Source organism: Salinivibrio sp. MA351 (genome assembly GCF_001996065.1).
GTDB classification, from domain to species: Bacteria; Pseudomonadota; Gammaproteobacteria; order Enterobacterales; family Vibrionaceae; genus Salinivibrio; species Salinivibrio costicola.
Map to the genome: position 1 here is coordinate 1 of NZ_MUFG01000010.1, position 22,853 is coordinate 22,853.

The window sequence follows — 22,853 nt, forward strand, 5'->3', positions numbered from 1 at the left end:
CTTAAGCAAGGATGCATTTACGCAATAAATATAACAAACGAGTATGTCGTCAATCCTAAATTTTAGCGAGATTTTTATCCCACATCACGCCGTCTCTGAGCATCGAATTTAAAATCACTACCATCTTACGCACACAAGCAATAATAGCGACTTTTTTCGGCTTTCCAGCGGCGACTAACCAGTGTTATGTTACCCCGATAAATTTGACAATCTAGAGTTCGAAAATGATTAGAAAGTACAATTCAAATGACTTAGATTTGGTTCTTGAAATCTGGCTTGAAGCATCTGTTAAAGCGCATGATTTCGTCTCGGCCGACTATTGGGCTTCGCAAGTTGATAATATGCGTGAGATCTACATCCCAGCGTCAGAGGTCTACGTTTATGAAACCGAGTCAAAAGTCGTTGGTTTTTATGCACTGTATGAAAATAATTTGGCTGCCATCTTTGTGTCTCCGGCCTTTCAGGGCCAAGGTATTGGTAAGCAATTATTGAGTCATGCGAAGTCTCAAAGAGCAGTGTTAAACTTGTCGGTATACAAGGAAAATCAGGCGAGTTATCGGTTTTACTTATCTCAAGGTTTTAGCGTGATAAGTGAACAGCGAGATCAGCATACGGGGCATCCTGAGTACACAATGAGCACGGGCACAACCTAACGTATGATAACAACGAAAAGATTGATACTTCGGCAATGGGATGACGCCGATCAACAACCCTTTGCGCAGATGAGCCGCGATAGCCGTGTCATGGCGCACTTCCCAAAGTGTCTGAGCCAGGAAGAAAGCGACAAGGTGGCAAGAAAAATCCAGTCGTTAATCGCCGAGCGTGGTTGGGGATTCTGGGCTGTCGAGATCCCCGACCAACACGCGTTTATTGGCTTTGTCGGTTTGCACATACCGAAAGATACGATGCCGTTCTCACCTTGTGTTGAGATTGGCTGGCGACTTGCGCCACAACATTGGGGTAGGGGCTATGCCACAGAAGCGGCTAATGCGTCGCTACACTATGCGTTTATGCACTTGGGCGTAGAGGAAGTCGTCTCTTTTACTACAGTGAATAACATTGGCTCTCAGGCAGTGATGAAAAAGCTTGGCATGTCCTATGCGTATCATTTCGCGCATCCTGATCTCGACGCGTCTGATCCGCTTAGCGAACATGTTTTATACAAAATCAGCAAAGCGCAGTGGGAAGTGTTTACTCGCTAATTCGAATACCCTTTTTCTCAGAATATATTAAGGAACTAAAAATGAAATCTATCTTCTTTTTTAACTCAATGCTAACCCCAAAACTCGTCACCGGCTTGTATTGGCTGCTGTTGTTAATTGCGTTGTTCTCTGGGCTGGGCACCATGTTTGGTGGCTACGGTGGGATGAGGCTTGAGAATATGGCCATTGGCCTGTTTACCATTGTCGGCGGTGCGGTTGGGGCAAGGATTTGGTGTGAGCTGATGATTGTAATTTTTAAAATCAACGAAAATCTTCAAAGCTTAAAAGACGAGAAAGATACTTAATTTGATAAGGTAAGCCAAGGTTTTTATTAACGAGGTGATATGCGTTTTCCAGCCTTAATGCCATGGCAGGGCAGCCGCTTTCTTTACAGGCCGATGCTTTGTTTGAACGGTTGGTGGTGAACCAACAAGGCGGCTATTGCTTTGAGCATAATAAAATTGCCTACCTTGCCCTGAAGCATTTGGGGTTTAAGATGCGCAGTTTGTTGGCGCGGGTGATGCTCAATGGTAAGCCCACCAATCCGCGCACTCACCGTATGAATGTGCTTGAGCTCGATGGCGAGACTTATCTAGTGGACGTTGGTTTTGGCAATAAAACCCCGCGCGGCTTACTCAATATCAACCAGCGCACCTGCACCATCGGGCACGATACCTATCAAATCACGCGCAATGGCAATGTAGTGACGGTGGTGTTACACGAGCCCGAGCAACCGCCACTAACGCTGTACGAGGTTGAGCTTTACGATGTAGTAGAAGCCGACTTTGACGTGGCGCACTTCTATTCTCATCAACACCCTGAAGCCATTTTCGTCAATAACCTCGTGGTGTCGTTGATCACTGCGTCGAACCGTTATCTGATCCGTAATCAGCAGTTTTTAGTCTGGGATGCGGCAGGGCACCTCATTACCGAAAAAAGTATCGATAGCCTCGAGGCATTAACCCAGTTGGTTCACGAGGTTTTCTTATTGCAACCGCCCAACGCAGTGTTGGAAACCGCGTTTGCACAGGTGGCGGCCAACGCGGCGGTTTGAGTGAGCGGATGTTAACGAAAACGTTCGTCTTGACGTACGTACTTGATGCCGTACAATTGATTAAAAGTTAATCACACTGGAGAAGCGCTATGACGGGGATCACTGCCACTGAAGCGCGTAGCAAATTGTATCGGCTCATTGATGAAACCGCCGAATCTCATCAGCCCATTGTTATTGCGGGGAAACGTAACAAAGCGGTGCTGATTTCAGAAGAAGACTGGTCAGCGATTCAGGAAACACTCTATTTGCTTTCTGTGCCAGGGATGCGCGAGTCGATTCGTGAAGGCATCGCCACGCCGACGGATGAATGCGATGAGGAGTTGGACTGGTGACATGGAAGTTGGTTTACACCAAACAAGCCCAGAAAGATGCAAAAAAGCTGGCCTCCAGTGGCCTTAAACCAAAAGCGCAAGAACTGCTAGCACTGATTAAAGACGATCCCTACCGTAAACCTCCTCCGTTCGAAAAGCTTGTCGGCGATCTCACCGGTGCCTATTCACGCCGTATTAATATTCAACATCGCTTGGTCTATCAAATCCTCGAGGATGAACAGGTGGTGAAAGTGCTCAGGCTCTGGAGCCATTATGAGTAGTGGCTGTCATCGGCCTTTATTGGTTGCTGTTGTTAATTGCGTTGTTCTCTGGGCTGGGCACCATGTTTGGAGCGCAAAAATTATCCGTCTGTCCCACCAGAAGCTGACGGTATGCACTACGCTAAAAGACACAACTGACTAAAATTCAAAGACAAAACGCTAGTCAGTTGGTAGCAGTGAACGGGTCGCCGTATTTGTTGTACACCGTTAGGCGAATGAACAAGGAATGTATATGGCTGTTTTAAACAAAGTTTTATATGTAGAGGACGATCCTGATATACGAGAAATTGCTACCCTAGCACTCGAGGATGTGGGTGGCCTCACTCTTAAAACCTGTGAATCGGGAGAGCGGGCCTTGCAGGAAGTGGACGGATTTAAGCCGCAAATCATACTGCTCGATGTCATGATGCCAAATATGGATGGCCCAGAAACACTCACCGCGATGCGGGAACGAGGACTCGTTGATGACTCGGTGCTCATTCTTTTTATGACAGCGAAAGTTCATCCAGAAGAAGTGGCGCGCTATAAAGCGTTAGGGGCGAGTCATGTTATTTCTAAACCTTTCGATCCTATGACATTAGCTGATGATGTGCGTGCGTTTTGGGACGAATTCAATGGATGATAACAAAAAGACTAATGACACCGAAAAGCGTCTTGAAAGGCTCAAGGAAGCGTACGCTAAACGGCTGACCTCGGAGTTTAAACGGCTTCATGCCATCAATGATAAGTTGTTATCAGGCCATGATGACCAGGAAACGTTAAAGGCGTTGCACTCTGGGTTGCACACCATTGCGGGCGCGGCGGGAACATTTGGTTTTGCTAGTCTCGGCGAAGCGGCCCGTCAATTTGAGCAACAGGTTGCCAAGCGCTTATCCCAAACAGAACCGCCCACCAGCCTGCCAACTGATTGGATGGAAGCGCTTGAGTCTGCGCACCATAAAGATAGCGTGTCAGCGACGCAAAGCACCACAACAATCCAGCAACCGGTTATGGAAGGGGCGCCTATTATCGGCTTGGTCGAGCGCGATAATATTTTGGCTAAATACGCCCAATCCCAGTTTGCTCGTTTTGGTTTTCAGGTGTACTGGATAAAGGATGCGAACGAACTAAAACAATTGACTAAACACGCACCTGACTTACTGCTTATTGACCATCATGCTATTCAGGACGACGTGTCTGATACCGATTTAGCAACTTTATGGAAGACCAAGTTACAGCACTTTCAATGTCCCGTCTTTTTCATTGGTGCTGAGGAAAGTTATAAAGCTAGGCTGCAAGCATTGCGCGCGGGAGGCGCAGGTTATTATCCCAAGCCGTTGGACATGGCCAAACTTGCCTCAAAGTTTGCGTATATGCTTGGCCACATAGACGCGGAACCTGGTCGGGTTATGATAATTGATCAAGACCCAGCCCTCGTCTCTCAATGCCAATCTGTCTTAGAAGATGCAGACATGAACGTCGCGACACTGGATAAGCCAGAACGACTGTTTGAGTGTATCAGCGAGTTTAATCCTGAAATTATCCTTGTCAGTGTCTGGTTACCGCAGGTGACGGGCGCTGAATTAGTGGCCTTGCTCGCGCAGACAGAGCATTGGTCACATTTGCCGATTATTTTCCTCTCTCGCGACCCTAACGCAGATTTGCGTCGCCAATCATTGTTGTTAGACGGCGATGCCATTCTTGAGGTGCCGGTGGACACGGATCTTTTGGTGCGCCTGTGTCAAAGCAGAATACAGCGATTTCGAGCGTTTAACCGCACGCAACATCAAGACGGGCTTACCGGCTTATTGAAACACGCCAGCATCAAAGACGCGTTGCAAAAGCAATGGCAATTGGCGCAGCGTCGGTCGCAAGTATTCAGCGTGGTCATGTTGGATATTGATCACTTTAAAGGCGTGAATGACACCTATGGTCACGCTATTGGGGATCAGGTGATCGCGGCAATCGGTACGCTTTTACGTCAGCATTTTAGGAATACGGATAAGCTTGGCCGATACGGCGGAGAAGAGTTTGCGCTGGTATTGCCAGATTGTGATGCTGACCAAGCCGAGCATTTGGTTAATCAATTACGAGAAGATTTCGGAGCGATCACGTTCAAGGCGAATGACGCCACGTTTTCTTGCACGCTTTCCGCCGGCATTGCCGACAATCAGTGCTTTCCGACAGAACCAAGTGAGTCTTTATTGGCTCTCGCGGACAAAGCCTTGTATCGCGCCAAGCATGACGGACGAAACTGTGTCGTACAAGCAATGAATACGCCTTAATCGCTAATTGTCCGGAGCTTTTGTATGCGAACGCCATCTATCCCTGATAACGAAGCCGAGCGTCAACAGGCACTAGACGAAACCGAGCTGCTTAACAGTGGTGCCGACCCACGTTTTGAGCGCATTACTCGCTTATGCCTTGACTTGTTTTCTGTCCCTATCGCGCTGGTGTCACTGATCGACCGGGAGCGACAATACTTCAAGTCTCGTCAGGGGGTAGATGCCTCTGAAACCCCAAGGGATATCTCTTTTTGTGGGCATGCCATTCTGGGTAGTGAACCATTAATTGTTGAAAACGCGCTAGACGACATGCGTTTTTGTGATAATCCGCTCGTCTGTGGGGCGCCGGATATTCGGTTTTATGCAGGTATGCCGATTCACAGCAGCGAGGGTTATCGACTGGGCACGCTATGCCTAATCGATAACCAACCAAGGCAGTTTAGTGAAGAAAACGTGGCGCAACTAAAGAACCTTGCTGGCATGGTGGAGGATCTGATTTGGACCGATACTTATCAGCGACGTGAGTCAACGGCGTTGCAGCAACAACTGCAGGCTAGTCACAATGAAATGACATCGCTGGTTAATAACATACCAGGTATTACGTTTCGTTGTTTGCCAGATAAAAGCTGGACCATGCTCTATATCAGTAATCAAGTCGACACCATCAGTGGCTATACCGCCGAGGACTTGATAAATAATAAACGTGTTTGTTATGCGGATCTCATTCACCCTGATGATGTGTTCGTTGTTGATAACGCCGTTGCCAACGCCATGGCCAACAATGAGGAATGGCATATTGAGTATCGTGTTCGACATCGTACGCTGGGCTTTCGCTGGGTGGAGGAACGAGGTAAATGTATAGACACAGATCCTAGGCATCCACTGGTGCTTGAAGGGTTTATTATCGATATTACTCGAGAGCGCAATGCCTTAACGCAGCTGGAGCGGCACCATCAGGCGTTAACGGTGCTGACTGACATTGCCTTTTCCAGTCATGGGAGCCTGGATGAGATAATCAATCATGCCTTGCAAGAGGCCAAGCTCTACTTGAGGGCTGAATTGGCCATTGTCAGTGAAATAAAAGGCGAGGTGTATACGGTTAACTGGATAGCTGGGCCGCCAGACACAACGATTGTTGCAGGGCAGCAGTTTGCATTAAAAGACACCTGGTGTCAGTTTTTGATGGCAGAGAACCCCAGCAGCACCACGCAGGAACAGTTTATTGCCGATACCGATCGCCCAGAGTTTCAGCAACATCCGTGTTATAAAACTGCACCGTTAGGCAGCTATGCTGGCGTTGTCATCAATATCTATGACCGCCCCTGGGGCACATTGAACGTATCGTCCGCTAAGGCGCGTTCTGAAGATTACAACGATGGCGAAAAACTGTTTCTACGCCTCCTCGGCAACTGGTTATCCGATGTATTGACCCAGAATTTGAGCCAGCAGCGGCTGACCAAATTAGCAGCATTATTGCCGGGAACGCTCTATCAATTCCGTCGTTTTCCCGATGGGCGTATGGTTTTTCCTTATAGTTCCCCTCAAATAGAGACGTTGTACGGCATCACACCAGAACAGGCTGCAGAAGATGCCATTCCTGCGTTTGAGCGCATCCATCCTGGCGATATTGAGACCGTGAGTCGATCCATTGAGCATTCGGCGAATACGTTAGAACACTGGCAATCTACCTATCAGATCAATTGTCCGGGTAAGGGCTATCGTTGGATTTCTGGCGAGGCGAGGCCGGAGAAAATGATCGACGGTAGTATATTGTGGCACGGTTATTTGCAAGATGTTCACGAACAGCACCAGGCGCGTTTAGCTTTGGAGCAGAGCGAGGCGAGATTGCGTAGCTTGTTTGACTTTTCCCCTATCGGCATCGCTTTGAATGATTTTGCTACCGGGCAGTTTCTTGATCTCAATGATGCTTTGACTGCACCCACGGGTTACACCCGCGAAGAATTCGTTTCCCTTAGTTATTGGGATGTCACGCCTAAAGAATATGAGCCAGAGGAGCAAAAAGCGCTGGCAAGTATGCAAAGCACGGGTCGTTATGGGCCGTTTGAAAAAGAGTACATCCGCAAAGATGGCAGTCGTTATCCGGTCCGTTTGCAAGGCATGCTGAGCACAGAGTTGGATGGAAGAAAGGTGATCTGGTCCCTTGTCGAAGACATTACTGAGCGTAAAAAACTCGACAAAATGAAAGATGAATTTATTGCCACCGTCAGCCATGAACTGCGCACACCCTTAACGTCGATCAAAGGCGCGTTAGGATTATTGAATGGCGGCGCAACTGGGGAATTACCACCAAAGGCTAACAAGTTGCTGCATACTGCCGAGCGTAACGCAACACGTTTAACCTTGCTGATAAACGACTTGTTAGATATGGAAAAGCTCGTGGCAGGAAAAATGCCAATTCAGAAACAAAAGCAAGATCTTGGCTCGCTATTGGATGACGCGATAGAGTCTGTTAAATCCTACCAGCATCAAACTCAGACACAAATACGCCCTCCAAATAACTGGCCGGCTGTGACGGTCAATGTTGATGGACCAAGATTGATTCAAGCACTGACCAATCTTTTATCTAATGCGATCAAATTCTCACCAGAAGGTGAGTGGGTAGACGTTTCGGTAATTGTTGATAAAACGCTGGTTGAAATTGCTATCAGAGATCGTGGACCTGGGGTTGACCTAGCGTTTCAGGATCGACTGTTTCAGCGTTTTAGCCAAGCTGACAGCAGTGATAATCGCAAGGTTGCTGGTACAGGACTGGGGCTAGCGATTACGCGGGAGATATGTCAGCAAATGGACGGTAATGTGGGGTACCGCGATGCTGAGGGCGGTGGGGCGTTGTTTTTTATTCAGTTGCAGGTTGCACAATGAGCGTAGTTGCTAAACAGGTGATGGCAACGCTGTTACTGGCCCTTATTGCCGTCGTTGGTAACATGGTCAACTTGCCTTTGTTTTTCGGCGTGCATTTTATCTTTGGCTCGGTGGCTGTCATGCTGGCCATAAGATTGATCGGGCTATGGCCAGCCGTGTTCGTGGCGTTAGCTGGCGGTTCTTATACCTGGATACTTTGGGGTCACCCTTACGCGATGCTGACACTGACATTGGAAGCGTTTGCAGTCAGTTTATTGTATCGCCGCGGCGTAAAAAACTTGGTACTCGCGGATCTCGCTTTTTGGGTAGTGGTGAGCCCGATAGTGCTGATACCAATCTATGCAATAGCCATCGGTATGGATGGCAGCTCCACCGGCATGATTGTCTTAAAACAAGCGCTGAACGGTTTGTTCAATGCGCTCATTGCAGGGCTATTGGTGAAACTGCTGATTTGGTATTTCCAGAATGGCACTATCAATTGGTTACCGGCAAAGATACGGCTCCAGGAGCTGCTTTTTGATGCCCTGTTGTGCCTGACCCTTATCGCGGGGATGACACCCATCATTATCAACAACCAAAATAATATAATAAAAAACGAGCAACGGATCGCTGACGAACTTAAGCGGGTTGCCGAGGGTGCCGTGGCTCGACTCAACCAGCAACCTGACCGTTCGCTTGATAACCAAAAGAGAGCATTACGGCCGTCACTGTCTCAAGGTGCGTCTGGTGTGGCGATATTAAATCGCGAGGGAACACCGACAGTGCAGGTCGGTGATTTACACTCTGGTTTACCAGGGGGAGTCCGGCCGCTAACCAGTGCCGATAACCTGTCTATTTGGTTGCCGGCGTCGGGGGGTAGTTTGGTTAATCGCTGGCAATCCGGCTTTTATCGTTACCAACTGCCATTAACAGACCGGTCCGACGCTATGGTCTTGCTTGCAGAACGGCCGGCAGCGCCATTGATAGAGGCTATTGAAAGGAGTCGTAATCAAAGCTTTATTATGCTTTCAGGCATTGCTTTTTTGAGTATACTCGCGGCCTTTTTGTTGAGCCGAATCCTGATTCAGCCTCTTTCACAACTCGATAGGGCAAGCCGTCATCTACCTAAAAAAATACGCTATCAAGCGAGTGTTGTGCTGGCTGAAAGCCGAGTAGCGGAATATGCTGTTTTGTCGACATCGCTGCAAGATATGAGCCATGCGCTTAGTGATAACTTCCGTGAATTGGAAAAGGCACGAGCAAACTTAAAGCAAGAGGTAAAGGACCGTACCCGTGAACTGGCAAGCACTTCCGATCTGCTCAGTAATATATTGGCCGCCTCGACTGAGGTTGCGATTATCGCGACGGATACGAGAGGCATAATTACTTTATTCAACACCGGCGCTGAGCGACTGCTTGGTTACCATTCTGCCGAGGTCGTCGATAAACACAGCCCTGCCTTTTTTCATGTGCCTGACGAGGTGGAAGAACGATCTCAGGCGCTATCAGGTCAGTTTAATCGGGCGATAACTGGGTTTGAGACATTTATGACCATTCCGATGTTAGAGGGCGCAGAAACGCGTGAATGGTGTTATGTCCATAAGCAAGGTCAGCATATTCCGGTTATGTTGACAGTAACGGCGATATACAACGACAGTCAAGAGATTACCGGTTTCCTCGGGATTGCCCAAAATATCACCGAACGCAAACGTCATGAGCAAATGAAGAATGAGTTCATTTCTACGGTCAGTCATGAGTTGCGTACGCCGCTTACCTCGGTGTCTGGTGCACTGAGTCTAGTGCTGGGTGGACGCTTGGGTGAGATCCCTGATAAAGCCCAAAAAATACTCAACACCGCACACCGTAATAGCGAGCGGTTAGCGTTATTGATCAATGATTTACTCGATATCGAAAAAATAGCGGCCGGCCAGTTGTATTTTGATATGCAAGTTCAATCTATTGATCCCATCCTTGAGCAGTGTTTAGAAGAAAATAAAGCATACGGTGCAGAGCGGCACATCGATATCGTCTTGAACAGTGAAACGGCTAACGCCGAGGTTCGAGTAGACAAACAAAGGCTGAAGCAAGTATTGGCTAATCTGCTATCTAATGCGATCAAGTTTTCGCCTGATGGGGCGACGGTCACCATCGATACCGTGGTGGATGAACAGCACGTGACCGTGAGTGTTACTGACCAAGGTTGTGGTATTGCTGCGGACTTTTATCCCAAAATTTTCCAAAAGTTTGCCCAAGCCGATAGCACAGATACACGGCAAAAAGGTGGCACGGGGTTAGGGCTTGCGATTACCCGTGAACTCGTTGAAAAAATGAATGGCAAGATAGGTTTTGAGTCGAGCCCGGGGAAAGGCACCCGTTTTTACTTTCAGCTGCCTTTGCATGAAACAGTGAAGACCAAATCGGTCGATCAGCATAGGCCGACTGACTCGAACATTGGTGACAAACCAAACATTAACTCTTCATATAATATTCTAGTGATTGAAGATGATCCCGACGTGGCTAGTTTATTAAAAATAGTGCTGGAAGAGGCCGGATACCGAGTTGATATTAGCCAAGAGGGTATGGCGGCGTTAAAAGCGTTACAAGCAAGGCATTATGACTTAATCAGCTTAGATTTAATGCTGCCCGATATCGGTGGGCTCGATATTATTCGTCGGATAAGACAGCATGCCGACACCGCTAATATTCCCATTGTTGTGGTGTCTGCAAAGATGAAACAAGGACGGTTAGAGCTTAATGGCGACGCTGAAAACATTGAATGGTTAGCAAAACCCATCGATCACAAACAACTCATCAGTCTAGTAAAACAACAGTTGCTAACGTCTACACAGGCAAAAATTTTGCATGTTGAAGACGATATAGATTTACATCGAATTGTTCAGGCGATGGTCAGTGATTATATGACGCTTGATCATGCTCTCACACTGAGCCAAGCTCAATCGTTGTTAACGCAACATGCGTATGATGCTGTCTTGTTGGATATTGGTTTACCCGACGGATCGGGTTGGCGCTTAATTCCAGTGATTCAAGAAACACAGCCAACGGCTGCGATTATCGTACTGACCGGTGAGGAGATTAGTGCTGAACGATACGATACGGTTCACGGTGTGTTGATGAAAAGGCAACTGACAACTGACAGGCTTGTGGATATTATCGGCAAGCGTATTACGCGTGAGCGGTAACGTTCCTAGCGTTAATCGAGACGCTAGACGACAACCTCGATATATCAATGACCGCCAAAAACAAAAAAACCAGCCAATGGGCTGGTTTTTTATCGATTGCTCGACCGATTAGTCTTGGAACAAACCGAGATTTTCTTTGGCGTAGGCTTCAAATTCGGTAAAGCCGCCAACGTGCGCTTGATCAACGAAAATCTGTGGCACGGTTTCAACCGGTTTGCCGACGGTTTTTTCCAAATCCGCTTTGCTGATGCCTTCCGCGTGAATATCGACATAACGGTAGTTAAAGTCATCACGGTTGGTTTTAAGATCTTCCGCTAGGTCTTTGGCGCGAACACAAAAAGGGCACCCTGGGCGACCGAAAATTACGACGAACATATTCATCTCCTTTGGCATTAATGTTGTTACTATGCCTGATAGGCGATGGAGAGAAAAGACGAATTTCCCTTTTGCACCGATAGGCAAAACCGATTGCTGTGAACGTCTATACCGAATCGCACGACCGGCGGGAGATCACGGGTGGTATGGCCGCAGAGCGTCGCTATTGTGTTGATTGCGCGTCGGCTCATAAAGGTGTAAAACCAGCTCATCCCTCTTTTACAGCTCAACGTCTAATAAGGAAACATAATGAACCCAACGATTGAGACATTACTTTCTCACCGCTCTATTCGCAAATTTAGCCAAGCCCCCATTTCGTCAGAGCAACTGAGCCAGATTATTGATGCGGCGCGCTCGGCGTCGAGCTCAAGCTTTTTACAATGCACCAGTATTATTCGTGTGACCGATGGCGACAAACGACGTTTACTGGCGGAATACGCGGGCAACCAAGCGTATGTAGCCGACTGCGCCGAGTTTTTGGTGTGGTGTGCGGACTTTCATCGTCATGAGCAAATCAATCCCAATGCCAAGTTGGGCTTTACTGAGCAAACGTTAATTGGCGCGATTGACGGCGCAATCATGGCGCAAAATGCGATGGTCGCAGCAGAGTCCATGGGTCTTGGCGGTGTGTATATCGGTGGGTTGCGTAACCAACCGAATAAAGTCGCCGAGTTGCTGGATATACCTAATCATGTGTTGCCATTATTTGGTATGTGCTTAGGTGTACCTGCACAAGATCCTGAGACCAAACCGAAACTACCGGCCAGTCTTATCGTTCACGAAAATCGTTATCAGGCGATTGATGAAGCGGCGCTAAGTGACTACGACAACCAAGTGCGCGAGTATTATCAAACACGCACAGGCGGCAATAAAGACATGAGCTGGAGCGAACAAGTGTCTGCCACATTGGAAAAAGAAGCGCGTCCGTTTATGAAAGAATTTCTGCATAGTAAAGGCTTTAGTACCCGCTAACGCGCTATGCTTGAACAATTGAGTAAAAAAGCAGCATTTTGCTGCTTTTTTATTATCAACAAACCGGAATTGCCCAGTTTTATTGGCTGTTTTGGCCCTCTTGTTTATGAAAGCAACGCTAAGCACTAAAAGTTATTTACATCTAATCTGTAACCCGTAATATTGCCGCGTTTTTGCGCGTGATAATCACTTTTATCCGTGGTTTTTGGCGCTTATTTTGAGTATTGATAGGTTTTTTTAATAAGTAGGGCACTGATGGAAAACAAACTGGCAAATCCTGCCCCTTTAGGGCTGATGGGTTTTGGAATGACCACGGTATTATTGAACATTCATAATGCAGGGTTTTTTCCGATTGATGGCATGATTTTGGCGATGGGGCTGTTTTATGGCGGCTTAGCGCAGGTGATTGTGGGGATCATGGAATTCAAAAAAGGCAATACGTTTGGAACAACCGCGTTTACCTCTTATGGTTTGTTCTGGTTGACGCTTGTTGGCCTGATTGTGATGCCAAAAATGGGTCTGGCTGACGCAAGCCCTGCTGCCTTTATGGGTTGGTATTTGGTGTTGTGGGGTGTGTTCACTGGATTTATGTTTATTGGCYCATTGCGCTATTGCCGTGCTAAACAGTTTGTATTTGGTAGCCTGACTATCCTGTTTTTCTTGCTCGCGGCGCGTGATTTTACCGGCAGTACACTCATTGGCACCATTGCCGGATTTGAAGGGATTGTGTGTGGCTTAAGCGCGATGTATTTTGCGATGGCGCAGGTGCTTAACGAGGAATATGGCCGTACCGTACTTCCGGTTGGTGAGCTAACACGTGATGCGAAAAAGCCTGCGATGGCCACCCACGCGGCTTAAATCATACCTGTGAGGGCAGTGGAAAACACACTGTCTGTTTGCGGTGTAAACGCAGATAAAAAGGCCCGGTGACGTGATGTCCCGGGCCTTTTTGATGGTTTTAGTCAGCAATATAACGCGTTACTTTTCGATAGCGTGTGCTACCTGGCGTGATTCTCTGGGATTAGCACATCACGGTGACAGCTAGGCCACCTTGTGATGTTTCACGGTATTTGGCGTTCATGTCTTTACCGGTTTCCATCATGGTTTCGATCACTTTATCTAACGACACCCGTGGCTCGGAAGAACGTTGTAGTGCCATGCGTGATGCATTGATCGCCTTCACCGCCGCAATGCCGTTACGCTCAATACACGGCACTTGCACCTGTCCAGCGACCGGATCGCAGGTAAGGCCTAAGTTGTGCTCCATTGCGATTTCAGCTGCCATACACACCTGGTGCGGATTACCGCCCATAAGTTCAGCCAAACCGGCGGCGGCCATTGAACACGCGACCCCGACTTCACCTTGGCAACCCACTTCTGCCCCAGAAATAGACGCGTTTTGTTTATATAAGCCGCCAATCGCACCGGATGCAGCAAAGTAGCGGGTATAGGTTTGCTTATCGACCGGCTCAATAAATTTATCGTAGTAGGCGAGGACGGCAGGAATAATTCCGCATGCCCCATTCGTTGGCGCGGTTACAACACGGCCACCGGCGGCGTTTTCTTCGTTCACCGCAAAGGCAAACATATTGACCCAGTCCACCACCGACATAGGATCGATGTTGTATTTTTCGGTGGTTTTGAGCTGGTGATGCAACGCAGCGGCTCGACGAGGTACACGCAATGGACCGGGCAACACGCCTTCGTTTTCCATACCACGGTACATACACGCTTGCATGGTTTTCCAGATATTGGCGAAATAGGTGTCAATTTCTGCTTGGCTATGCATGCTACGCATGTTGGCCATCACTAAGCCGCTGATAGAAAAACCGGTTTCTTGCGTCAGTGCGAGCAAGCCGTCTGCGCTATTAAAGTCGTAAGGGACTTGCACTGCTTGCATGGCAGGCTGACCAAACTCGGCTTCTTCAACAATAAAGCCGCCACCAATGGAGTAGTAGGTTTTGCTCAGCACGCACTCATCGCCTTGCCAAGCATGAATACGCATGCCGTTTTCATGCAAGGAGAGGTTGGTTTGGTGAAAGTTCATGCCGCCATCACGCAAAAAGGTGACGACATGCTGCTGTTCGCCCAACGGCAATTGCTCTGTGTCTTCGACACGTTTAACAAAGCTAGGGATCGCGTCGATATCAACGGTTTCAGGGCTGTTGCCTGCGAGGCCCATAATGATCGCGATGTCGGTGTGGTGGCCTTTGCCTGTTAAAGACAAAGAGCCATAAACGTCAACCGTCACGCGGTCGACGTCGGTCAAGCGTTGGTTAGCAATAAGCGCATCAACGAAACACTGGCCGGCTTTCATTGGGCCAACAGTATGCGAGCTGGACGGGCCAACGCCAATCTTGAAAATGTCAAAAACACTGATCATGTGTTTACCTCAGTCAATGCCCTAAGGGCAATGGATTTAGTGTTTACGCCATCCGTCCATGGTATTGACTGTGCTGGCAATGCCGGTGGCTTGCCATAATGAAAGGAGCAGCGTTCACTGCTCCTGGTTATCCCGCAAACATCGATGAATGCGGCTGGGATTAATGCCCCAGTAACAGCAGTCCTATAGCACCTGCTGCGCGCGCTGATTAACGGTCATGGTTAATTAAAAAAGCATGCCGTACATAATCGCTGAAATCGCGACCAAGCCCATGATAAGAACAAAGGCGTTACTGATTGTACCTGAATACTTCTGCATTGCTGGCACGTTTTTCACGGCATACATTGGCATAATAAACAGGATGGTGGCAATGATAGGGCCGCCAAGTGATTCAATCATCCCCAAAATACTTGGGTTTAGGGTCGCTACCAACCAAATGGTGAGGATCATGAATATCACAGTAAACACGTCAATTTTCTTGCGGTTGATCGGTTTACCTGCACCACGCAGGGTTTTCACGACTAAGCCATTTAGGCCTTCACGTGCGCCCAAATAATGGCCGAAGAATGAAGACACGATCGCGACAAAGGCAACCAATGGGCCCAAGAAGGAAATAAATGGGCTCTCATGCTTGTTGGCAAGGTAAGACAAAATCGCAATGTTTTCTGCTTTGGCCGCTTCCAGGTCCGCTGGTGTCAGCGACAGGACGCAAGAGAATACAAACAACATCACAAAGCCAACCAGCATCGCTGCTGCGCGCATTAGAATTTGGCCAGACTTTTGCTCTGCATCGTCACCATGATCGCGACGTTGTGCCAATGAGAAAGATGAAATCGCTGGGCTGTGGTTAAACGCAAATACCAGCACCGGAATCGAGATCCAAAGAGTGATAGCAAAATCGCCGGCTGAAGGCACTTGCGACAGGGCGGCGGTGTTCCATTCTGGGATAAGATAGAGCGACATAAATACTAAGATGGCAACCAGCGGATAAACCAAGAACTGGGTGACACGCAACATCATTTTCTCGCCCAGAAGCATGATAGCCATCATTCCCAAAATCAGGGCCAGTGACAAAATTGCCCGCGGTGGTGATGCCATACCAAGCTGGTTAACCAAGAAGGAATCAACGGTGTTGGTGATGCCGACACCGTAGATCAGAACAATCGGGTAAATCGCGAAAAAGTACAACAGGGTGATGATTTTACCCGCGCCGACGCCAAAGTGCTCTTCAACCACTTCTGTGATATCGCTGCCTGCGTTTTTGGACGAGAGCACAAAACGAGACAAACCACGGTGAGCAAAAAAGGTCATCGGGCCAACTAATAAGGTCATCACAACCAATGGCCAAAAACCGCTCATCCCCGCATTGATGGGAAGAAAGAGGATGCCGGCTCCAACAGCGGTGCCAAAAAGGGAAAGCGCCCAGGTTGTGTCTTGTTTGGTCCAGCGCGGGCGCGTGGTTGCGCGGGTACCAGTCGTCGAGGTTGTTTGCATAACAATACTACTCACATTGTAGGGAACAGGAATCAGGGAAGGCGAATTCTGGCGATTTCCACGCAGAAAACCAAGCGCTAGATCGCGATATGAAAAGGGGCGCCCGGACTATTGCACCAAAATGTGACAACTATCAATAATAAAAGCGCTTTGGTGCGACTAAGTAGGCAGGTGTGTACGGTTTTGTGTTGGATAAATATGCATCAAATTGCGCCAAAGTCCATAGTTTTGGTAGGGTTTATGGTGCGATTGACCGGAAAGTGAAACAGCGTGAGTTGACTGATCAACGCGCGTAACAGCTGAGCCGTGGCTCCCCAAACAAGATGATCGTGATGATAAAACGCACTCACAGGGTGCCATTGTCCGTAGATTAAAAACGATTGTTCTCGGATGTGGCCGGGATAACACAAGGTATCTAAGGGCACTTCAAAGCAGGCGGCCACTTCATTGGGATCCAGACAAGGCTGATAATCGGGATCCACCCAGGCAAGCACCGGATGAATATAATAGCCCGTCACCGTGGGCAAGGGACACAAGTGGCCAATGACAGCGTCGCGCGTGACGCGAATACCGGTTTCTTCCCACATTTCACGGGTGGCGGTGGCAATATTATCGTGATCGATAGACTCGCGTTTTCCGCCCGGAAAGCTCACTTGTCCCGGGTGATGTTTAAGGTGACTGGCGCGTTGGGTTAACACCAAATGAATGCCTGACGGCCTAGGCACCAGCCCGATCAATACTGCGGCGGGTTGAAAATCCGCCCCACCGAGAATGCGCGGAGATAGCCGCACGCGATTGAGAATACGGCTGTCGTGGCGCGCTAAAGGGGTGAGTGAAAATGCACGGACCACGTCGGTCGGTGATAGTCGCGTGGCCGCACCGTGATCAGCGAGGAAACACTCTCCTTCGTAGCGCGGCCAAAACCCAGGCACTGTCTGTATTGTATTGCCCAGGGGGGAGACATTTAGGGGTGAGAAATACGCCTTGTCAGCGGTGAGTAACTGCATCCACTCTCCTTAATCCTGAATAGGTGTGCTCAATGCCTCATCTTCTGCCAGTACGGGTAAAATTCGGCTCACTTTATCGAGCGTCTCCTGATATTCGGCATCGGCTTGGCTGTCAGCAACCAACCCGCCACCTGCCCAAACATGAAGTTGTCCTTGATGACCAACCAACGTGCGAATGGTAATGCTGGTATCCATTCGTCCACAGCGGCTGATATAGGCAAAGCTGCCACAATAAACATGACGACGATGGGGCTCGAGTTCTTCAATGATTTCCATTGCCCGCACCTTTGGTGCCCCGGTAATTGACCCGCCAGGAAACGCGGCGCGCAGTAAATCGAGTGCTGTCTTGTCGTCGGGTAAGCGTCCAGTCACTGTACTGACCATGTGGTGGACAGCAGGAAAACTTTCTATATCAAAGAGTTTAGGCACAGATACGGAACCTGGCGAGGCAATGCGACCAATATCATTGCGTAATAAGTCTACAATCATCAAATTTTCGGCGCGATCTTTTTCAGCCGACTTCAATGCTTGGGCGCGTTGTGCGTCTTTTTGTGGATCGGGATCGCGCGGGCGTGTGCCTTTAATGGGTTTGGTTTCTATCTGTTTGTCGTGCACCGATAAAAAGCGCTCAGGCGAGACCGACAACAGGGCGCTGTCTTGCAGGCGAATAAAGCCCGAAAACGGCGCGCCGTTGTTCGCGGCCAATTTGCGATACGCGTGCCACTCGTCGCCCTGATAGGGCGCGGAAAAGCGTTGAGCAAGATTGATTTGATAGCAATCGCCCGCGTGTAAATACGCTTGGACGATGTCGAACTTTTCGCCGTATTGTTGCGCGGTCATGTTGGCCTGCCAAGGCCCAGTGAGTGCGAAGGGAATCGGCGAGGCTGGCGCGTGTTGCTCGGTTAGCCACTGCCATCGTTGTTGGCTATTGGGTGCAATCACCACCGCTTGGCGCTGATGATGATCGATCACCACCGCCCAGTCATAGAGCCCGACCGCCATATCCGGCACCTCGAGCTCGTCTTTCGCCAATGCCGGTAGCACTTCCACCCATCGACCGAGATCATAGCCAAAGTACCCCAAGGCGCCACCAATAAATGGCCAAGGCGCTATCGGATCCGCGGTGGGTAAAAGCTTGGCCTGAAGATCGGCCACCCAGTGAAAAGGGTCTTGCGTGTGGGTGGTGGTTGTGCCATCTGCGTAACAGGTTGTCACCTGGTTATAGCGCGCAGTAATGGTGGCAACCGGATCGGCGACCAAGATATCGAAACGACTGTCTGGGTGGGTTCGCGTGGCCGAGTGGAGCAGCATCGCCCAGGGCTGGTGGGCAATCCGATCAAAGAGGGTCACCGCAAGATCCGGCGTATAATCGATGGGCGTCGTTGTCAGTGTCATGGCATTTTGTCGCTGCATTGTTCTTTTTGTGATCACGGTTGAAGCGCTGTGTGGCGCGCGAATAGCGCTAAGCGTATCATAGCTAGGCCTTTTCCGGCATGGGCCAACAAAAATAACCAAGCAACGCTGTTGCCATTATCACCTTCTATAATTCGATGAGGCAACTTGGCTATATGCGATTTACATCTAGCGTCAACCGACAATCGAGCGCTACTCGAAAATTGATCGCCAACCGATAATAACGAGGGGAAAGCTCCCCCACACTGGATACCCGCTTTGGGTCCTGCAAATGACACCAGAGGCAATGATGACCACAATTAAACAGCAAGACGTGATCGAAAGTGTTGCAGATGCCCTGCAATATATCTCTTACTACCATCCCCTTGATTTTGTACAAGCCCTTGAAAAAGCGTACAACAAGGAACAAAGCCAGGCGGCAAAAGACGCCATTGCGCAAATTCTGATTAACTCCCGCATGTCGGCGGAAGGTAAGCGTCCTATTTGCCAAGATACAGGTATTGTCACCTGCTTTGTCAAAGTGGGCATGGCGGTGCAGTGGGATCGTCATGATATGACGGTGCAAGAAATGGTCGATGAAGGGGTACGACGTGCCTACACCAACCCTGACAATCCGCTACGTGCCTCCGTGGTTGCCGATCCGGCCGGTAAACGCCAAAACACCCGCGATAATAGCCCTGCGGTGGTGCACATTGATATGGTGCCGGGCGACGCGGTGGACATTCAAATTGCAGCCAAAGGCGGTGGTTCGGAAAACAAAACTAAGATGGTGATGTTGAATCCATCTGACGATGTGGCTGAGTGGGTTGAGAAAACATTGCCGACCATGGGCGCGGGTTGGTGCCCACCGGGTATGTTAGGTATTGGAATTGGTGGCACGGCCGAGAAAGCCGCCGTATTGGCCAAAGAATCGCTCATGGAGCACATTGATATTCAAGCGCTTATCGACCGTGGTCCAAGCAATGCGGATGAAGCACTGCGGTTAGATATTTTTGATCGGGTGAACAAGCTGGGTATCGGTGCCCAAGGCTTGGGCGGCCTGACCACGGTAGTGGATGTGAAAGTAAAAACCGCGCCCACCCATGCCGCTTCTAAGCCGGTATGCTTGATCCCGAACTGTGCCGCCACACGGCATGTTCACTTTACGCTTGATGGCTCAGGCCCAGCCGAATTGGCACCACCAAAACTGGACGACTGGCCACAGGTCACCTGGGAAGTGGGGGATAACGTCCGCCGTGTTAACTTAGATACCGTGACCAAAGAAGACGTGCAGAGCTGGAAAACCGGCGAAACTGTGTTGTTATCAGGTAAGATCTTGACCGGACGCGACGCCGCACATAAACGCTTACAAGAAATGCTGCGCAATGGCGAAGGCCTTCCCGAGGGCGTCGACTTTAACGGCCGCTTTATTTATTACGTTGGCCCTGTCGATGCGGTGGGGGATGAGGTAGTCGGTCCAGCAGGCCCAACCACCTCAACGCGCATGGACAAATTTACCGATATGATGCTGGCAGAAACCGGACTCACCGGCATGATCGGTAAGGCTGAGCGCGGTCCTGCGGCGGTGGAATCGATTAGAAACCACCAAGCGGTGTACCTCATGGCGGTCGGCGGTGCCGCGTACTTGGTATCAAAAGCGATCAAAAAAGCGCGCGTGGTCGCGTTTGAAGATCTCGGTATGGAGGCCATTTACGAATTTGAGGTGGAAGACATGCCCGTGACCGTAGCGGTTGATGCGCAAGGGCAAAACGCGCACCAGATTGGCCCGGATACCTGGAAGGTGAAGATAGCTGAAATGGATGATTAATCCGTCAATTGGACCTGTTCGGCTTAACGCCAGTTTGCGTTAATGAGAAGGCGTTGAGTCGGGCGGAGCCTAAGCGGATAGACGTCATAAAAAATGCGCCAATTAGGCGCATTTTTTGTCTACCCGAACGATGTTGCCCGTTTGGACATCACTGCGTGGGCTAAGCCACTTCCTCTTCTTCCAGATCGAACGACGCGGCAATCAGGTTACGCGTGTATTCGTGTTGCGGGTGATGGAAGATTTCTTCTGGTGTGCCCGCCTCCATGACTTTGCCGTTTTGCATGACCATGACGCGGTCTGATAGCGCACGAACCACACTCAAGTCATGGCTGATAAACAGATAGCCAATATTGTGACGCTGTTGAATGTCTTTCAACAAATCAATCACGGTCAACTGCACTGAACGGTCCAATGCAGAGGTTGGTTCGTCGAGTAAGATAAACGCAGGATTCAAGATCAAGGCGCGTGCAATCGCAATTCGCTGACGCTGACCGCCAGAGAACTCGTGCGGATAACGGTTAATCGCGGAACTATCGAGACGTACTTCATAAAGGGCATCTTTTACCCGATCGAGACGCTCTTTTTTGTCGAGCTCTGGAAAGTGAGTGCGCAAGCCCTCAGCCACAATTTCACCGACCGTCATGCGGGGCGACAGTGAGCCAAATGGGTCTTGGAACACCATCTGCATATCGCGGCATAGCGCTTTATTCTCACTGTTTTTTATTTCGTGGATATCGTGACCTCGAAAACAGACTCGGCCCTCGGCAACGGGTAACAAGCGCATAATTGCGCGGCCCAGGGTCGATTTACCCGATCCAGACTCGCCCACGATACCTAAGGTTTCGCCACGGCGTAGCGATAAGCTAATGTCGCTCACCGCTTCAAAATAGCGTTTGTTGCCGCCAAAGAAGTCAGCACCAAGGAAATACTTGATGGTGACATTATCCACGGTTAGCAAGTTTTCTGAATCCTCGTTGACAGCCGCTTTGCGACCACGCGGTACCGCGTCAATCAGCATTTTGGTGTAATCTTCTTGCGGATTATCGAACAAGGCTTTGGTGTCGTTGGTTTCAACCACTTCACCTTTACACATCACCACAACGCGGTCGGCTAGGTGTTTCACCACGGCCAAGTCATGGGAGATAAACATGATCGCCATGCCCATCTTTTGCTGTAGTTCGCCAATCAAGTTCAATACTTCGGCTTGTACCGTTACATCCAGGGCTGTTGTTGGCTCATCGGCGATCAGCAAGTCAGGCTCATTCACAAGGGCCATAGCAATCATGATGCGTTGCAATTGGCCGCCTGAAAACTCATGCGGGTATTTTTGCAATGCGCTAGTGGGGTTAGGAAGGTGGACTAAATTAAGGAGATCGATAATCCGCTGCTTGGCCTTGTCTGACGTGGTGCGGTGGTGACACTGAATGGCTTCGGTTAACTGCTCGCCAACGCGCATATACGGGTTCAGTGAAGTCATTGGCTCTTGGAAAATCATCGCGACACGATCACCGCGCATTTTCTGAATTTGCTTGGTCGACAAGGTCAGAACATTGGTATCGTTAAAGCTTACTTGCGATTCAGGTTTTACCACAGCGTTATTGGGCAGCAGGCCCATCACGGCACTGCTAGAGACCGATTTACCCGATCCTGATTCGCCAACGACAGCCACGGTTTCACCGGGCATGATGTCAAAGCTTACGTTTTTAACGGCATCGACCATACCGTCGTTGGTAGTAAATGACACGCTCAAGTTTTTGACACTGAGCAGTGGCTTAGAAGCAGATGAAGACATCATCACCTCACTGGTTGATTATTCGACGTCCCGAGCTTGCCGGTGCCTTCTGCACGACAATAACGTGCATGATATGGACTGCGGCGATGGCTCGATGATTTGGGTTACGCCTGCTGGATTACCGAGCAAACGTGAGTCATTCATGTGGGGTCATCATTGCTTGCGATGGCTTTGCAATGTACGCCCTGATGCGGATATCAGCCAGCTGGTGCCTTTGAACGGCTTACGCCAGTGGAAGAGGTAGGATACGAGTGTCGCGATAACCGAAAGACGCTTAAGGTTACCTCTCCTTGCGAACACAGCTTTTCAACATCATCCGGTGTTGAAACCAAGCAGCGTGAATATCCATATATCAACAACACAATAAACGATTCGGATATAAAAGCAAATCGTTATTATAAGCAAGGTTTGTGATGTGAGAGTTTGACCGCGCAGG

At 49.3% G+C, this 22,853-nt stretch carries 18 protein-coding genes and 2 pseudogenes; 13 read left to right on the top strand and 7 right to left on the bottom strand.

What is annotated here, in order from left to right:
- Nucleotides 1-55: 55 nt before the first annotated feature.
- Nucleotides 56-178, bottom strand: a pseudogene (locus BZG78_RS15300) (IS110 family transposase); the annotation flags it as partial.
- A gap of 46 nt (nucleotides 179-224) precedes the next feature.
- On the opposite strand from BZG78_RS15300, the gene BZG78_RS07100 reads away from it, so the two are divergent.
- The 10 genes and pseudogenes from BZG78_RS07100 to BZG78_RS07145 all read left to right on the top strand — a co-directional run bounded on the left by BZG78_RS07100 (nucleotide 225) and on the right by BZG78_RS07145 (nucleotide 11,174).
- Entirely contained in the window at nucleotides 225-653 is a 429-nt protein-coding gene (locus tag BZG78_RS07100) for an N-acetyltransferase (RefSeq protein WP_077660776.1), read from the top strand.
- A 21-nt stretch (nucleotides 654-674) separates the two neighbouring features.
- On the top strand, nucleotides 675-1,202 hold the full coding sequence (locus BZG78_RS07105; RefSeq protein ID WP_242412995.1) for a GNAT family N-acetyltransferase: 528 nt from the start codon (nucleotides 675-677) through the stop codon (nucleotides 1,200-1,202).
- Between the two features lie 41 nt (nucleotides 1,203-1,243).
- Nucleotides 1,244-1,507, top strand: a complete 264-nt coding sequence (locus tag BZG78_RS07110; RefSeq protein ID WP_025744784.1) for a DUF4282 domain-containing protein — start codon at nucleotides 1,244-1,246, stop codon at nucleotides 1,505-1,507.
- Between the two features lie 53 nt (nucleotides 1,508-1,560).
- A pseudogene (locus BZG78_RS07115) lies at nucleotides 1,561-2,256 on the top strand (arylamine N-acetyltransferase); the annotation flags it as partial.
- 89 nt (nucleotides 2,257-2,345) lie between these two features.
- Entirely contained in the window at nucleotides 2,346-2,588 is a 243-nt protein-coding gene (locus BZG78_RS07120) for a type II toxin-antitoxin system Phd/YefM family antitoxin (protein WP_021022842.1), read from the top strand.
- Nucleotides 2,585-2,848 (top strand): Txe/YoeB family addiction module toxin, encoded by a 264-nt coding sequence (locus tag BZG78_RS07125; RefSeq protein WP_077660779.1) that lies wholly within the window; start codon nucleotides 2,585-2,587, stop codon nucleotides 2,846-2,848. Before BZG78_RS07120 ends, BZG78_RS07125 begins: the two co-directional genes overlap by 4 nt.
- 232 nt (nucleotides 2,849-3,080) lie before the next feature.
- Nucleotides 3,081-3,470, top strand: a complete 390-nt coding sequence (locus BZG78_RS07130; protein ID WP_077660780.1) for a response regulator — start codon at nucleotides 3,081-3,083, stop codon at nucleotides 3,468-3,470.
- Nucleotides 3,463-5,112 carry a diguanylate cyclase gene (locus tag BZG78_RS07135; protein WP_077660781.1) on the top strand — a complete coding sequence of 550 codons (1,650 nt, stop codon included), beginning with the start codon at nucleotides 3,463-3,465 and terminating at the stop codon, nucleotides 5,110-5,112. Before BZG78_RS07130 ends, BZG78_RS07135 begins: the two co-directional genes overlap by 8 nt.
- Before the next feature lie 24 nt (nucleotides 5,113-5,136).
- Entirely contained in the window at nucleotides 5,137-7,995 is a 2,859-nt protein-coding gene (locus BZG78_RS07140) for a PAS domain-containing protein (RefSeq protein ID WP_077660782.1), read from the top strand.
- On the top strand, nucleotides 7,992-11,174 hold the full coding sequence (locus tag BZG78_RS07145; protein ID WP_077660783.1) for an ATP-binding protein: 3,183 nt from the start codon (nucleotides 7,992-7,994) through the stop codon (nucleotides 11,172-11,174). Before BZG78_RS07140 ends, BZG78_RS07145 begins: the two co-directional genes overlap by 4 nt.
- 108 nt (nucleotides 11,175-11,282) lie before the next feature.
- On the opposite strand, the gene BZG78_RS07150 is transcribed toward BZG78_RS07145, so the two are convergent.
- The gene (locus BZG78_RS07150) at nucleotides 11,283-11,549 is read right to left on the bottom strand and encodes a GrxA family glutaredoxin (protein WP_021022836.1); all 267 of its coding nucleotides are present in this window, start codon (nucleotides 11,547-11,549) and stop codon (nucleotides 11,283-11,285) included.
- A 249-nt stretch (nucleotides 11,550-11,798) separates the two neighbouring features.
- On the opposite strand from BZG78_RS07150, the gene nfsA reads away from it, so the two are divergent.
- Together nfsA and BZG78_RS07160 are read left to right on the top strand one after the other, a co-directional pair.
- The gene (gene nfsA, locus BZG78_RS07155; RefSeq protein WP_077660784.1) at nucleotides 11,799-12,521 is read left to right on the top strand and encodes an oxygen-insensitive NADPH nitroreductase; all 723 of its coding nucleotides are present in this window, start codon (nucleotides 11,799-11,801) and stop codon (nucleotides 12,519-12,521) included.
- Between the two features lie 255 nt (nucleotides 12,522-12,776).
- Complete coding sequence (locus BZG78_RS07160) at nucleotides 12,777-13,379, top strand: GPR1/FUN34/YaaH family transporter (protein WP_077660785.1); 603 nt, start codon at nucleotides 12,777-12,779, stop codon at nucleotides 13,377-13,379.
- Nucleotides 13,380-13,542: 163 nt separating this feature from the next.
- Here BZG78_RS07160 and BZG78_RS07165 read toward each other — a convergent pair whose 3' ends face one another.
- The 4 genes from BZG78_RS07165 to pabB all read right to left on the bottom strand — a co-directional run bounded on the left by BZG78_RS07165 (nucleotide 13,543) and on the right by pabB (nucleotide 18,800).
- On the bottom strand, nucleotides 13,543-14,904 hold the full coding sequence (locus tag BZG78_RS07165; protein ID WP_021022833.1) for an L-serine ammonia-lyase: 1,362 nt from the start codon (nucleotides 14,902-14,904) through the stop codon (nucleotides 13,543-13,545).
- A gap of 225 nt (nucleotides 14,905-15,129) precedes the next feature.
- Nucleotides 15,130-16,398, bottom strand: coding sequence for a serine/threonine transporter (locus tag BZG78_RS07170; protein ID WP_077660786.1), 1,269 nt, complete (start codon nucleotides 16,396-16,398; stop codon nucleotides 15,130-15,132).
- A 203-nt stretch (nucleotides 16,399-16,601) separates the two neighbouring features.
- A complete protein-coding gene (locus BZG78_RS07175) occupies nucleotides 16,602-17,405 on the bottom strand; it encodes a CoA pyrophosphatase (protein WP_077660787.1) in 804 nt (267 codons plus the stop codon).
- Between the two features lie 9 nt (nucleotides 17,406-17,414).
- Nucleotides 17,415-18,800: an aminodeoxychorismate synthase component 1 gene (gene pabB, locus BZG78_RS07180; RefSeq protein ID WP_077660817.1), complete on the bottom strand. Its 1,386-nt coding sequence runs from the start codon at nucleotides 18,798-18,800 to the stop codon at nucleotides 17,415-17,417.
- 307 nt (nucleotides 18,801-19,107) lie between these two features.
- Here pabB and BZG78_RS07185 point away from each other — a divergent pair, with 307 nt between their 5' ends.
- Nucleotides 19,108-20,625: a fumarate hydratase gene (locus BZG78_RS07185; protein WP_077660818.1), complete on the top strand. Its 1,518-nt coding sequence runs from the start codon at nucleotides 19,108-19,110 to the stop codon at nucleotides 20,623-20,625.
- A gap of 160 nt (nucleotides 20,626-20,785) precedes the next feature.
- Here BZG78_RS07185 and BZG78_RS07190 read toward each other — a convergent pair whose 3' ends face one another.
- A complete protein-coding gene (locus tag BZG78_RS07190; RefSeq protein ID WP_021022828.1) occupies nucleotides 20,786-22,417 on the bottom strand; it encodes an ABC transporter ATP-binding protein in 1,632 nt (543 codons plus the stop codon).
- Nucleotides 22,418-22,853: the final 436 nt, after the last annotated feature.

Excerpts from the sequence above, each read along its gene's own strand:
- BZG78_RS07150 (WP_021022836.1), bottom strand. The coding sequence starts at position 11,549 with ATGTTCGTCGTAATTTTCGGTCGCCCAGGGTGCCCTTTTTGTGTTCGC.
- pabB (WP_077660817.1), bottom strand. The coding sequence starts at position 18,800 with ATGACACTGACAACGACGCCCATCGATTATACGCCGGATCTTGCGGTG.
- nfsA (WP_077660784.1), top strand. The coding sequence starts at position 11,799 with ATGAACCCAACGATTGAGACATTACTTTCTCACCGCTCTATTCGCAAA.
- BZG78_RS07140 (WP_077660782.1), top strand. The coding sequence starts at position 5,137 with ATGCGAACGCCATCTATCCCTGATAACGAAGCCGAGCGTCAACAGGCA.
- BZG78_RS07170 (WP_077660786.1), bottom strand. The coding sequence starts at position 16,398 with ATGCAAACAACCTCGACGACTGGTACCCGCGCAACCACGCGCCCGCGC.
- BZG78_RS07135 (WP_077660781.1), top strand. The coding sequence starts at position 3,463 with ATGGATGATAACAAAAAGACTAATGACACCGAAAAGCGTCTTGAAAGG.
- BZG78_RS07120 (WP_021022842.1), top strand. The coding sequence starts at position 2,346 with ATGACGGGGATCACTGCCACTGAAGCGCGTAGCAAATTGTATCGGCTC.
- BZG78_RS07110 (WP_025744784.1), top strand. The coding sequence starts at position 1,244 with ATGAAATCTATCTTCTTTTTTAACTCAATGCTAACCCCAAAACTCGTC.
- BZG78_RS07185 (WP_077660818.1), top strand. The coding sequence starts at position 19,108 with ATGACCACAATTAAACAGCAAGACGTGATCGAAAGTGTTGCAGATGCC.
- BZG78_RS07100 (WP_077660776.1), top strand. The coding sequence starts at position 225 with ATGATTAGAAAGTACAATTCAAATGACTTAGATTTGGTTCTTGAAATC.
- BZG78_RS07175 (WP_077660787.1), bottom strand. The coding sequence starts at position 17,405 with ATGCAGTTACTCACCGCTGACAAGGCGTATTTCTCACCCCTAAATGTC.
- BZG78_RS07145 (WP_077660783.1), top strand. The coding sequence starts at position 7,992 with ATGAGCGTAGTTGCTAAACAGGTGATGGCAACGCTGTTACTGGCCCTT.
- BZG78_RS07190 (WP_021022828.1), bottom strand. The coding sequence starts at position 22,417 with ATGTCTTCATCTGCTTCTAAGCCACTGCTCAGTGTCAAAAACTTGAGC.
- BZG78_RS07130 (WP_077660780.1), top strand. The coding sequence starts at position 3,081 with ATGGCTGTTTTAAACAAAGTTTTATATGTAGAGGACGATCCTGATATA.
- BZG78_RS07165 (WP_021022833.1), bottom strand. The coding sequence starts at position 14,904 with ATGATCAGTGTTTTTGACATTTTCAAGATTGGCGTTGGCCCGTCCAGC.